The sequence below is a fragment of the Sporomusaceae bacterium ACPt genome (genome assembly GCA_041428575.1).
GTDB classification, from domain to species: Bacteria; Bacillota; Negativicutes; order Sporomusales; family Sporomusaceae; genus Sporomusa_D; species Sporomusa_D carbonis.
On sequence record CP155570.1, the window covers coordinates 2,347,501 to 2,359,627 of the forward strand.

At 44.8% G+C, this 12,127-nt stretch carries 11 protein-coding genes and 1 rRNA gene (1 of these 12 cut by a window edge); 6 read left to right on the forward strand and 6 right to left on the reverse strand.

The features are described 5' to 3' along the window. The 4 genes from SCACP_RS12150 to SCACP_RS12165 all read right to left on the reverse strand — a co-directional run. A 16S ribosomal RNA gene (locus SCACP_RS12150) occupies nt 1-228 on the reverse strand; it reaches 1,329 nt to the left of the window's first position. A gap of 567 nt (nt 229-795) precedes the next feature. Continuing rightward, nucleotides 796-951, reverse strand: coding sequence for a hypothetical protein (locus tag SCACP_RS12155; RefSeq protein WP_425057827.1), 156 nt, complete (start codon nt 949-951; stop codon nt 796-798). 149 nt (nt 952-1,100) lie between these two features. Beyond that, complete coding sequence (locus tag SCACP_RS12160; RefSeq protein ID WP_425057828.1) at nt 1,101-2,057, reverse strand: TIGR01212 family radical SAM protein; 957 nt, start codon at nt 2,055-2,057, stop codon at nt 1,101-1,103. Beyond that, nucleotides 2,038-3,801: a B12-binding domain-containing radical SAM protein gene (locus tag SCACP_RS12165; RefSeq protein ID WP_425057829.1), complete on the reverse strand. Its 1,764-nt coding sequence runs from the start codon at nt 3,799-3,801 to the stop codon at nt 2,038-2,040. The genes SCACP_RS12160 and SCACP_RS12165 overlap by 20 nt, the downstream gene beginning before the upstream one ends. 163 nt (nt 3,802-3,964) lie before the next feature. Here SCACP_RS12165 and SCACP_RS12170 point away from each other — a divergent pair, with 163 nt between their 5' ends. The 6 genes from SCACP_RS12170 (at nt 3,965) to ligD (SCACP_RS12195) (ending at nt 9,992) form a co-directional block, all read left to right on the forward strand. Then, on the forward strand, nt 3,965-4,750 hold the full coding sequence (locus tag SCACP_RS12170; protein ID WP_425057830.1) for an N-acetylmuramoyl-L-alanine amidase family protein: 786 nt from the start codon (nt 3,965-3,967) through the stop codon (nt 4,748-4,750). Between the two features lie 100 nt (nt 4,751-4,850). Next, entirely contained in the window at nt 4,851-6,662 is a 1,812-nt protein-coding gene (gene pepF / locus SCACP_RS12175; protein ID WP_425057831.1) for an oligoendopeptidase F, read from the forward strand. Nucleotides 6,663-6,793: 131 nt separating this feature from the next. Further along, nucleotides 6,794-7,090, forward strand: a complete 297-nt coding sequence (locus tag SCACP_RS12180; RefSeq protein ID WP_425057832.1) for a zinc-ribbon domain containing protein — start codon at nt 6,794-6,796, stop codon at nt 7,088-7,090. 128 nt (nt 7,091-7,218) lie between these two features. After that, entirely contained in the window at nt 7,219-8,202 is a 984-nt protein-coding gene (ligD, locus tag SCACP_RS12185) for a non-homologous end-joining DNA ligase (protein ID WP_425057833.1), read from the forward strand. A gap of 16 nt (nt 8,203-8,218) precedes the next feature. Next, nucleotides 8,219-9,079: a Ku protein gene (locus SCACP_RS12190; protein WP_425057834.1), complete on the forward strand. Its 861-nt coding sequence runs from the start codon at nt 8,219-8,221 to the stop codon at nt 9,077-9,079. Then, complete coding sequence (gene ligD / locus SCACP_RS12195; protein ID WP_425057835.1) at nt 9,069-9,992, forward strand: non-homologous end-joining DNA ligase; 924 nt, start codon at nt 9,069-9,071, stop codon at nt 9,990-9,992. Before SCACP_RS12190 ends, ligD (SCACP_RS12195) begins: the two co-directional genes overlap by 11 nt. Before the next feature lie 3 nt (nt 9,993-9,995). Here ligD (SCACP_RS12195) and SCACP_RS12200 read toward each other — a convergent pair whose 3' ends face one another. Both SCACP_RS12200 and nifB read right to left on the reverse strand, forming a co-directional pair. Continuing rightward, complete coding sequence (locus tag SCACP_RS12200) at nt 9,996-10,349, reverse strand: DUF2292 domain-containing protein (RefSeq protein WP_425057836.1); 354 nt, start codon at nt 10,347-10,349, stop codon at nt 9,996-9,998. Nucleotides 10,350-10,814: 465 nt separating this feature from the next. After that, entirely contained in the window at nt 10,815-12,110 is a 1,296-nt protein-coding gene (gene nifB, locus SCACP_RS12205; RefSeq protein WP_425057837.1) for a nitrogenase cofactor biosynthesis protein NifB, read from the reverse strand. Between the last annotated feature and the right edge of the window lie 17 nt (nt 12,111-12,127).

The following is a 12,127-nucleotide window of genomic DNA, read 5'->3' on the forward strand; positions in this document are numbered from 1 at the left end:
GGTAGCTTATAAATAGAGGCCACCTTTCTTATCCTCGCCATGCGGCCAGGATACCACATTCGGTATTAGCACCACTTTCGCGGTGTTGTCCCCAATTTAGAGGCAGGTTGTCTACGCGTTACTCACCCGTTCGCCACTAAGTATCCATAAATGAATACTCCGTTCGACTTGCATGTGTTAGGCACGCCGCCAGCGTTCGTCCTGAGCCAGGATCAAACCCTCCATGAAAAGCAGGCACACAGCGCTTTGGCGCTGATGTGATCGCTTTGTTCGCTGCGTTAGCAGTCGAACATCCGCGTTATCATGAAGCCATTTGTTGGCTCGTTAAATCAATAAAGAATTAATTTAGGTTTTCGTATGTCGCAAGCGACACACGAACCGCACATCTGGCCCGTACAATGTATCGAGAATACATAACATCACGGCCGTCAAGACCATGAATATTATGCAGCCCCTACAATAGTACGCTTTTGATGCATTCTTACATTGTTCAGTTTTCAGGGAACACATTCTTTTTTTTGCGCTGCCACTATATCAGTAGAGACAGCTTTTATATATTAGCACATCATATTTTAATGTGTCAATATATCTTATTTTGTAAATTATTGTCACTGCTTGCCGCAGCCGACTTTTATATATTAACACGCACATTGTATTGTGTCAATATATCTTATCTTGATAATTTTTGTCATTACCATCCTCTGCAAAATTAATTCACTCATGCTAGCACATAGTGATACTTTATGTCAATAAACTTATTAAACGAAATAAAGAAAACATCGCATAAGACGATGTTTAACAATAACACTCGATATATTCTTCAGTCAGCCTATCGAGCTTTTGCCGCATTTCATTGATCGTGGCGGCGGAAAAATCGAATTCGGTAAGGTCATGGCTGTGAAGCAGAGAGGAAAGTTTCTCTATCTGCTTTAACAGTTGAATCTTTCTCATTGTTAATACTACACTCTCCTTAGTTTTAAACTGCAGTATAATATTAACAACTCTAACTCTCTTTGTAAATAAGTTGACAAAAACACAGAAAAGCAAGTTTTTTCGAAGAAATCAAACATAAACATTGTTTCCAGTCAAGTTATGAACTACTATAAGAATTTCCTTACTGCTGAACCATTTAAATAGATACATTTTTTACCCTGCCACGTGTCTCGCTCAACCAGTTGTTTTTCAATGGCTTCGCGTATCTTCCACCAACCGGTCTGCCAATTGGTGAACAATGTATTAGTCTTAGGCGCGCGGCCGATCAAACGCTGAATAACAATACCGGGATGAAGGTATTCAAGAAAAGCAACTACCCTTTCAATGTACTCTTCCTTGCTAATCAAAGTAATTTCTCCCCGCTGGTACCAATCAGCCATAACCGTGCCTTTGACAATATATAAAGCATGCAGTTTGACTTGGTTAACCGCTAGCGCCGACATTATTTTGGCGCTCTCAATCACATCAGCCATGTCATCCCAGGGAAGGTTTAAGATAAGATGGGCGCATACGTCCATCGACCAACGTTTTACCCGTTGGGTGGCATCGATAAATTCGGCTAACGTATGGCCGCGGTTAATCTTAGCTAGGGTGTGATAGTTAACAGTCTGCAACCCCAGTTCAATACTGATATCTATACCGTACTCATCACGAACGGACGCCAACATTTCCAAATAACACTCATTAATGCAGTCCGGCCTGGTAGCCAGCGCAATTGCCACTATGTCATCCTGGCAAGCTGCCACGATATGCTGCCTTAACTCATCTACCGGCAAATAGGTATTGCTGAAATTCTGAAAGTAAGGGATAAACTTCCGGGCTTTATATTTGGGGGCAATATGAGCCTTGTTGGCAGCCAATTGATCGCTAACGGAAAGCCATGCCGGCAGGTTTTCATATCCTGCGCCAATCTCACCGCAAAATACACAGCCATCATGCCCGCATTCACCGTCACGGTTCGGACAGGTTACCGGCAAGCTGACCGGAAGCTTGTACACCTTTTCGCCGTACTTTTTACGTAGGTAGTCGGAGTATACATTATATCTAGGTCCAGAAATCATCATGTTTAATCACCTGATAAGACGTTTGATTATTCCGGTAAACAAACAGCACAGCCACTTCGGTATGAGCTAAATTTCCGGCGTTCTTTAAATACGCGGGAATATCGACGGCAAACACTTCAATATGATAACTTTTCTTAATATCCCGCCAGGTAGTAAACACGTAGTCCGGCAGATACTGTCGCACCCGCTCGCTATCCCGCCAAAAATTAGTCTTATATTCTGCCCACAGGTCACTGGCCGCCTGATTAGTCTGGTTCCAAGGCAAAAACTCCGGCCGCACTGCGCCGCTCTCGCTCATGAGAGCATCAAATTTCAAAAACTCAAGATAAATGGTTACCACGTTAAGATAAAAAACAGTACAAAAGTCAGCCAAATGTTTATATAGCGTCTTGGCACTATGAGCCACCAAATGGTAACCTTGCTGCTCCCAATAATAAGCCAATTTATAATAAAACTCGAATGGGCTGTTGCCGGTAACGGCAATAAGCCACGGCAGGCTAAACTTAAAGCGACCGCTGTTATATACCTGTTCAAAGACTTCCTCTAAGATTTTGAGCCGTCTGATTTGACTATAGTCAAGATAGCTATTCGCCAATACTTCATACGGCGCAGTATCCATGTGGACATATCCGTGCCTGGCGGCATTTTCTCTAATACCTGAACCTTTTAAAAGCTTAAGAAACCCAATCTGCAGCATATCAGGTTGAAGACTATAAACATTATTAAATGATTTAGCGAACGAAGCCTGATCTTCGTATGGCAGACCAACGATCAAATCCAGATGCAAATGAATATTGCCGTAGTCCCTTACCCTGCTTACATTTTCAACAATGCGCGGCCAGTTATTGTGGCGTTTTATTGCGGCAAGTGTTTTTTCATTTGTTGACTGAATACCAATTTCAAACTGAAACCTTCCATGCGGCACATCCTGTAAAAAGTCCAACACTTCCTGGTCCCAAATATCGGCAGCAATCTCAAAATGAAAATTAGTCCGGCAATTTTGGGCGGCCAGAAACTTCAAAATAGGAAAGTAATGCTCTTTACGGGCATTAAAAGTACGGTCAACAAATTTAACCTGCTTTATATCATGGTCAACAAAAAACTGCAAGTCGCTAAGTATCCGTTCCTTACTCAAAAACCGCACACCTGAAGTGGCGCCGGACAAGCAGTATTGGCAGGAAAACGGGCAACCGCGCGAGCTCTCATAATATAATATTTTATCTTTTAATAATGCTACTTCTTCTTGGCTATAAGGAAAAGGAATATCATCAAGCTTAGGCACTACCTGCGGTTGACCGGCGATAATTTTACCGTCACGGCGATACGCCAAGCCGTCAATCCCCGCAACCGTCTTTCCTTCGGCCAGAGCTGTCAGTAAAACCTTGAATGTCTGCTCTCCTTCACCTAAGACTATATAGTCAACAGCAATATTATTGACCAATACATCTTCCGGCTGATAGGAAACTTCGGGCCCGCCCAGCACAATAACAACCCCAGGCCGTACTTTTTTAATCAACCGGGCAAGCTCCAGGCTGGCTTCAATATTCCAGATATAGCAAGCCAAGCCAATAATATCAGCCTGACAAGCATAAATATCGCTGAGGATTTCGAGCAAACCGTTATTTACCGTATATTCACGGACAGTGATACCGTAACCCGGCCCCCGGCAATAAGCGGCCAAATATCGTAAGGCCAACGATGAATGAATATATTTAGCATTTAAAGTTGATAACAAAACCTTCACAGATATTCTCCTGATTCCGTAATCTCCCTGCCAGTATAGTAGTTTCGGCTACACTTGTCAAATATCCTGCCCGCCTTTGTGCGTAAACCGTATTCACCGCTGAAAACGCCGCTGCATAAAATGAAACAAGGTAAACTCTATTACGCGTAGGGATGGTGAAAGTATGCGGATAATGATAGATGGGCGCTATTTGCCTGGTAATACCCGTGTCAGCCGTGATTTATTGATAACTCTACGGAATATAGCCAGAACTTTAAATTGGGGAATACGTTATGATGCCCAGCGGGAAATCGTTCTCATAAACTCCAAAAATTCGTCGTTGCCGCCACTGCCGGTTATAAACCAGGCAGATGACCGAATTGAAGACACGGAAAATGCACGCCTGGCCGGCAAAGTCATTTGCCTGGATCCGGGTCACGGTGGCAGCGACCCGGGTGCAATTGGTTCAACCGGGACCATGGAAAAAGATAATACTTTGGCTATCGCCTTACTGCTCAGAGAAAAACTCGAAAAAAACGGCGCTACAGTAGTTATGACCAGAGATGCAGACTCTGATGCAGCGCATGCTGACGCATCGGCCGGCGAAGAGCTGGCGGCAAGAGTGGAAATTGCCAATCAGGCTGAAGCTGATTTATTTATCAGTATCCATAATGATTCTTTTACCAGTAACACAGCTGTTGGCACTACGACTTTCCACTATGGCGATAAAGAGTCGGTAAAACTAGCTACGCTAGTGCAACGCTGTCTGGCCGATAAACTAGGCACCAAAAACCGGGGAGCACGATTTGCCAGTCTGTACGTACTCCGCTACACCGATATGCCAGCCATATTAGTTGAAGTAGCCTTCATCTCCAACCCGGTAGAAGAAATGCTCCTGACAAGTGTTGACGGGCGCGATAATGCTGCCGAAAGTATTTGCGACGGCATCTTGAAGTTCTTCAAAGTATAGAAATTATTTTACTTCGGGCATGCTATACCAGGAAATACCGCAATACTGTGCTAATATATAATATAAGTCATTGATAATCTCTGAAAGGAAGTGTTTTTCTATGTCGCAAACTACTACCGGCCTGCCATCCCGCGACCAAGTCCAGTCTGAATATAAGTGGCATGTTGAAGATATCTATGCTAATGAAGATTTGTGGCAAACCGACTTTGCCAAAGTAAAAGATTCCCTGCCGCAAATTCTTCAGTATAAAGAAACTTTGGCCCAATCAGCCGGGAAGCTTTTATCCTGCCTTAAACTACGGGATGATATTAACATTACGGCAGGTAAATTATTCGCTTATGCCCGTCTGCACCGCGATGAAGATACAGCCAATGCCAAATACCAATCACTTGTTGGCAAAACCGAAGGTTTGCTCGCCGAGGCCAGCGCTGCGACTTCGTTTATTGAGCCGGAAATTTTGGCTATACCAGACGAAATATTGGCCGCATTCCGCCGCGACCAGTCATTGGCTGAGTATAGTTTTTACTTTGACAATTTAACCCGTCTAAAGCAGCATGTATTATCACCGGCAGAAGAAGAAATTTTATCCCGGTCGGTCGAAGCCACACAAGCATCAGAAACGACATTTAACATGCTGGCCCATGCTGATATGAAATTTCCCGAAATTGCCGGCGAAGACGGCAAGATAATTGCGCTCAGTGAAGGCCGTTACCGTTCGCTCATTATGTCAACTGACCGCCGTGTGCGGAAAGATGCATTTACCGGCTTATTCGGCACATATAACGCCTTCCGTAATACTTTTGCGGCGACACTGTCAGGCAATGTCAAGAAAAACATGTTTTACGCCCGCACCCGCAAGTATAATTCAACATTAGAATCAGCGCTGTCTGACGGCAACATCCCGGTCAGTGTCTATGAGAATCTGGTGGCCACCATCAATAAAAATTTAGCGCCGCTCCACCGGTACGTTGCCCTCAAGAAAAAAGCTCTAAACCTTGACAGCATCCACATGTATGATCTATACACCCCATTAGCCAAGGAAGTAAAATTTAATATCGCCTACTCTGACGGCCTAAAATTGGTACGTGACGGCCTAGCGCCACTGGGGCCTGAATACTCGGAGATTTTGAATAAAGGCCTGACTTCCGGCTGGATTGACGTCTATGAAAACAAAGGCAAGCAAACAGGTGCATACTGCTGGGGTGTATACGGCGTTCATCCATTTGTGCTCTTAAATTACAATAACCGACTCGAAGATGTCAGCACTCTGGCCCATGAAATGGGGCACGCGATCCACAGCTACTATAGCCAGGCCACCCAGCCGTATGCTACTTCCCAATACACCATTTTTACCGCCGAGGTGGCGTCAACGACCAATGAAATCCTGCTAAACGATTTTCTTTTGAAAACTACTACTGATAAGCAGAAAAAATTATACTTAATCAATCAGTATCTTGAAATGGTGCGGACTACCGTTTACCGGCAAACCATGTTTGCCGAATTTGAGAAGAGTATTTATGATAAGGCCGAAAGCGGCGAAACACTCACCGCTGATTTACTGGATGAAATGTGGCATGACCTTAATGCTAAATACTATGGCCCGGAAATAGTCGTTGACACCGAAATTGATATTGAATGGGCCAGAATTCCTCATTTTTACTGGAATTTCTATGTTTATCAGTATGTTACCGGCTATGCGGCAGCTACTACTTTAGCCGAAAATATGTTAAATGAAAGTGATGGTGCTCAGCAGCGTTATATTGGCTTTTTAAAGAGTGGCGGTTCAGACTACCCGATAAATATCCTCAAAAAAGCCGGAGTTGATATGTCAACACCACAGCCGATTGAGCTTACACTTAATAAGTTTTCAAATATGCTGGATGAATTGGAAAAATTATTATTCAGCTCTTGACAATCACCCTTTTGCAGGTTATATTGATTACATGACAAAACATAATTGCTCTCGATGGCTAGTATCTAAGTGTCCTGACCAACCGACCAGCAATTGTTTGAGTCAAAACATTTAATGGAGGTTGGTTAAACATGGATTATCAAGACAAAGAACTTAACTGTAAAGAGTGCGGCGCTAACTTTACTTTCACCGCATCTGAACAAGCTTTCTACGCTGAGAAAGGTTTCCAAAATGATCCTTCCCGTTGCCCGGAATGCCGTGCAGCCAGAAAACGTCAAAACGGCAGCCGTATGGGTGGTAACAGTCGCCCGCAGCGTGAAATGTTTGATGCTACTTGTAGTGCTTGTGGCGTTCAAACTCAGGTTCCTTTCCGCCCGACTGCCGGAAAACCTGTATACTGCCGCGAATGCTTCCAAGCAAACAGATAATCAATGATCGTCTAACGAACAGGCCGGAATGAATTCCGGCCTGTTTTTTTGTTTGTAATAGAATTATTTCTGGTGCAAAAACTAATAACAAAATTTTCAGCACACAATATTCAACACATGAGGATACTATGCCGATAATCAAGCCAATGTTAGCTAAACCCGGACAACTTCCCAGCCAAGGTGAATATAGCTTTGAAATCAAATGGGACGGCATTAGAGCTATTTGCTACATAGAGAACAACAAGCTCAAAATTATCAGCCGCAACCTCAAAGATATTACCGGCCAATATCCCGAACTTGCTATGCTGGCTGAGGCGGTAAGCCCCAATCACCAGGAACTCATTCTGGATGGGGAAATTGTCGCCTTTGATCAGGCGGGACTGCCTTCCTTCTCCCAGCTTCAGCATCGCATGGGGCTAACCGGTGAAAAAATCATTGCGAAAAAAATGCAGGAGATTCCCGCCCATTATATCATTTTCGATATTTTATCCCTAGACAGAAGGAAGCTATTAGACAAGACATATATTGAGCGACGCACCATATTGGAAAGCCTGGGGCTCAACGGCCCTAACTGGCAGACTCCCGGCTATAAAACCGGTGATGGTCTAGCCATTCTGACTGCCAGCCGCAAACTGGGCCTTGAAGGCATTATCGCCAAACGCCTGGACAGTTCCTATCAAGCCGGCAAGCGTACCGGCGCATGGCTCAAAATCAAAAACCAGCACCGCCAGGAATTAGTTATCGGCGGTTGGGTACCAGGCCAAGGCGTACGCCAAGGTCAAATTGGCGCCCTGCTTGTCGGCTGTTATGATGTTACACCAGAAGCAGCAGCAGCTCGGGGCATCCCGCAACGCCTCTTATATGCCGGAAAAGTAGGTACAGGGTTCACTCACAGCACTTTAGCCAAACTCGCCGAGTTGCTGCACCCCCTGAGTCAAAACACCAACCCCTTCTCCCAAAATCCGGCGGTTAAGCATGTCCAGTATGTCAAGCCAAAACTAGTAGGCGAGTTTGAGTTTACCGAATGGACGCCCAATCATACCCTTCGCCATCCATCATTTAAAGGCTTAAGAGATGATAAAGACCCACGCCAGATAATACGCGAAAACTAATCCGGAGGTGTCATCTATGCCCCGTCCGATGTGGAGCGGATCAATCAGCTTCGGCCTTGTCAACATTCCTGTCAAACTATATAATGCTGTAAAGAAAAAAACCATTCATTTCAACCAGTTGCGGAAATCTGACGGCTGTCGCATCCGCCTGAAGAAAGTCTGCTCAGCAGACGGTGCCGAGGTGCCAGCCGAAAGTATTGTCAAAGGCTACGAAGTTTCTCCTGACCAGTATGTAGTAGTCACCAGTGAAGAACTTGAGGCCATTCAGCCGAAAAACGCCCGCACCATTTCCATAGAAGACTTTGTTAAACTTGAACAGATTGATCCGTTGTACTATGACAGCTGTTATTACCTTACTCCCGACAAAGGAGCAGGCAAAGCCTACTCACTCTTGCTTGCCGCCATGCAAAAAACCGGCAAAGTGGCCATCGCCCGCATCGTTATGCGCAATAAAGAATACCTGACCGCTATCCGGCCGACGGGAAATGTCCTGGCATTATCCACCATGCATTTTGCCGACGAAGTAGTTGCTGCGGAACAACTGGAGGACCTGCCCTCAGATGTTCCCGAACCGGACAAAAAAGAACTGGCAATGGCCGAACAACTTATTGAGTCACTATCTACCGAGTTTGAACCTGGCAAATATCATGACCAGTATTATCAAGAGATGCTGGAAATGATTGAAAAGAAAGCCGAAGGACAGACAATTGTCCGCCAGCCTGAAGCCAAGGACGACGGTAAAATCATTGACCTTATGGCTGCTCTTGAAGCCAGCATCTCGGCCATAAAAACCAAGAACAGCGGCAAAGGCGAAAAAAGTGCAAAAACCGAAAAATCAACTGCGGCAGGCAGGAGGAAAAAAGCCAGTGCCCAGTAATAGCAAAATGAAATCAACAATTGACGTTGCCGGGCGCAAACTAAAAATCGGCAACCTTGACAAAATATTTTATCCCGCTACCGGTTTTACCAAAGGCCAAATGCTCGATTACTATATCCGAATCGCGCCTGTCCTCCTTCCTCATCTTGCCAACCGCCCACTCACTATGAAACGTTATCCCAATGGCGTTGACGGCAAATTTTTTTATCAAAAGGACTGCCCGGCTCACCGGCCTGACTGGATTAAAACCATCCCGGTATGGAGCGGCAGTAATAGCCGCAATATAAATTTCTGCAATGCCGCTGACCTGCCGACACTGGTATGGGCGGCAAACCTGGCGGCGCTTGAACTCCACACCTCTCTGTCGCTGGCGCCGGCTGTCACCAAGCCAACGCTCTTGGTATTCGACCTTGACCCCGGAGCACCGGCTACTATCGTAGACTGCGCCGAGGTCGGACTATGGCTGAAAGATTATTTTGACCGGCATAAAATTAGAAGTTTCCCAAAAACATCAGGCTCTAAGGGCTTGCAGGTCTACGTCCCGCTTAATACGCCTGCAAGTTACGATCTTACCAAGAATTTTGCCAGAGCGTTAGCTATCCGCCTGCAGGAAAAACACCCTGACCGGGTAGTAGCCAACATGAAAAAAGCCCTTCGCGCCGGCAAGGTGTTTATTGACTGGAGCCAGAACGATGAGCACAAAACTACCGTCTGTGTCTACTCCCTTCGCGCCAAAGATCATCCGACAGTTTCCACGCCGGTAACCTGGGAAGAAGTTGCCGCCGTACTAAAACAAAATAAACCCGATTCGCTGACATTTGAAGCCAATCAGGTATTAGACCGCGCCGCCAAGTTGGGAGATTTATTTGCTCCGGTTTTAACACTTAAACAAAAACTTCCAGCCTTATCTTAAACACTATATACCATCCCCATGTGTTCCTTCATATTCGTTAATACGTCTTTTTTCTGTTTTCTCGATCTGGGCGACCTTGCCGTCTTCAATCCTGATAATCAACTGACCATACATTAACCCCTGCAGTTGAGCGATTATTTTTGCTTGAAATGAATGCTGCCCAGTAGGAATGTCGCCCTTAATATATCCAGTTTTGTTTTTTGAGGAAAAAATAAATTTTTCTGTTCTCTCCATCTTAATTACGTACCCGTCTTGGACTGTCAATATTAAATACCCATACTGGATGGTATGAAGAGAATGCCGAATCAATTCTAAGACTTGTGGCAGCAGATTTTTTTTTTGAACTACTTTTTCCACGCATTACACCTCCAAGAATTTGTATAGGCATGCTCCACTAAGCAAGATGCAATGTTACTCTGTAAATAAAAAGGCTAAGGCACTCCTCGCAGATAATGCCTTAGCCTTCAGTCTTTCTGATCGGCCAAAAATGGTATATATTGTATATATATTATACTGCTTAAAAACCATTTGTCAATAGGCTTTTTCGCCAAATACGGATGTGCAGATTTTCTGGTAATCTTGAGCATTCTTAGCATTAAAGCTGATAGAAACTGAGTTGATTAGTCCTTCTAAAGAAGGAGTTATATCTTTTTTATAGATCAAATTGTTCCTTACACAAAAAAACACAGTTATTAGTACAACGATTGGTAATATTGGTAATATTGATATATAAAGCAGTACCGATTTTGTAGGTGATAGTCATAGATTTAGCCACATGCATCATCCCCTCGTCAAATAACCAATTCCTTTTGAATCCAAAGCTCACTCATACCCGCTCGCTTTTTCAAAAGGCAGGTCGGCAATTTGACTTGCCGCATAACGGAGACCGGTTTCTACCGAGTCACAGTATTCCACAATATAAATTCCCTGTTTCCGCAGTTGCTCTTTGGCATGGTAGCCAATACGCATAGTCAACACCGCGTTACAATCTTTCAAGGCCTCAATAATCTTATCCCGTTTGGTATCTGTATCCTCAGCATCGCATTCGGCCATACCTGCACAATACTGATCCACTGCCCGCGTCTCCCTGAGCAAAAACTCCTGCCCGCCACCCTGATAAATAAGGAATTGGGTTGCATGACCAAAATGCTGGTCAACCAGCTTTCCGTATTTTGAGGTTACTGCAATCCGGTAATTTTTTTGGGGTTGGTGTTTTTTCACCGCCAGTTCACCCTGGAAGCGGTTGTACATTCGGAATTCCTGGGAACGGTCTTCATGCAACAAGCCGATGGCATCGGCCCGGCATTGCTGGCAGTGGCGCATCTGGCGAATATCAAGCTGACAGATGTCCCGCAAGGCGTTAAGCTCTTTCATGCTGGTTTGGGGCAAATGCTGAAAGGCGCTTCCCGGTGCCGGGATAAGGGGCATGATATTGGTAACAAGCACCCCCAATTCCTTTACCTTCTTGACTACCGCAGAAATATGCTTGTCGTTAATGCCCTTGATCATAACTATATTGATTTTAACCAACACACCGCTTTTCACTAAATACTCAATGCCGGCCAACTGGTTAGCGAGCAACAGTTCTGCTGCCTCAGCACCTATATATGACTTACCCTGATAGGATACAAACTTATAAATTTTTGCGCCAATAACCGGATCTAATGCGTTAAGAGTAACCGTGACATGTTTAATACCCAAAGCCACAATTTCCGGGGCGTACTCCGGCAGCATTAATCCATTGGTAGACAAGCAAAAAAGAATATCTTGATCAATTGCTTTAATATTTTCAATCGTTTGCCGGGTAAATTGCCAATCAGCCAGCGCATCACCCGGTCCGGCAATACCAACCACACTTAGTTGTTCAATCTGTTCTTTAACCCAGGCAAATTTCTCTTTGGCAAGTTCGGGTGTCAATACTTCGCTGGTGACGCCCGGACGGCTTTCATTCACACAATCAAAATTCCGGTTGCAATAATTACATTGAATATTGCACCGGGGAGCCACCGGCAAATGAATGCGGGCATATTTATGCTGAGCATCGGCTGAGTAACATGGATGCCTGCCGATTTTCTCAAGTATATCTGCGCTTATGCTGCCAGGGCATACGCAACCCATATGTTCTCACCTCTCTT

Bases quoted from the DNA above. Each gene is read 5' to 3' on its own strand.
- SCACP_RS12155 (WP_425057827.1), bottom strand. From the start codon at position 951: ATGAGAAAGATTCAACTGTTAAAGCAGATAGAGAAACTTTCCTCTCTG.
- SCACP_RS12170 (WP_425057830.1), top strand. From the start codon at position 3,965: ATGCGGATAATGATAGATGGGCGCTATTTGCCTGGTAATACCCGTGTC.
- SCACP_RS12160 (WP_425057828.1), bottom strand. From the start codon at position 2,057: ATGATGATTTCTGGACCTAGATATAATGTATACTCCGACTACCTACGT.
- pepF (WP_425057831.1), top strand. From the start codon at position 4,851: ATGTCGCAAACTACTACCGGCCTGCCATCCCGCGACCAAGTCCAGTCT.
- ligD (WP_425057833.1), top strand. From the start codon at position 7,219: ATGCCGATAATCAAGCCAATGTTAGCTAAACCCGGACAACTTCCCAGC.
- nifB (WP_425057837.1), bottom strand. From the start codon at position 12,110: ATGGGTTGCGTATGCCCTGGCAGCATAAGCGCAGATATACTTGAGAAA.
- SCACP_RS12180 (WP_425057832.1), top strand. From the start codon at position 6,794: ATGGATTATCAAGACAAAGAACTTAACTGTAAAGAGTGCGGCGCTAAC.
- SCACP_RS12190 (WP_425057834.1), top strand. From the start codon at position 8,219: ATGCCCCGTCCGATGTGGAGCGGATCAATCAGCTTCGGCCTTGTCAAC.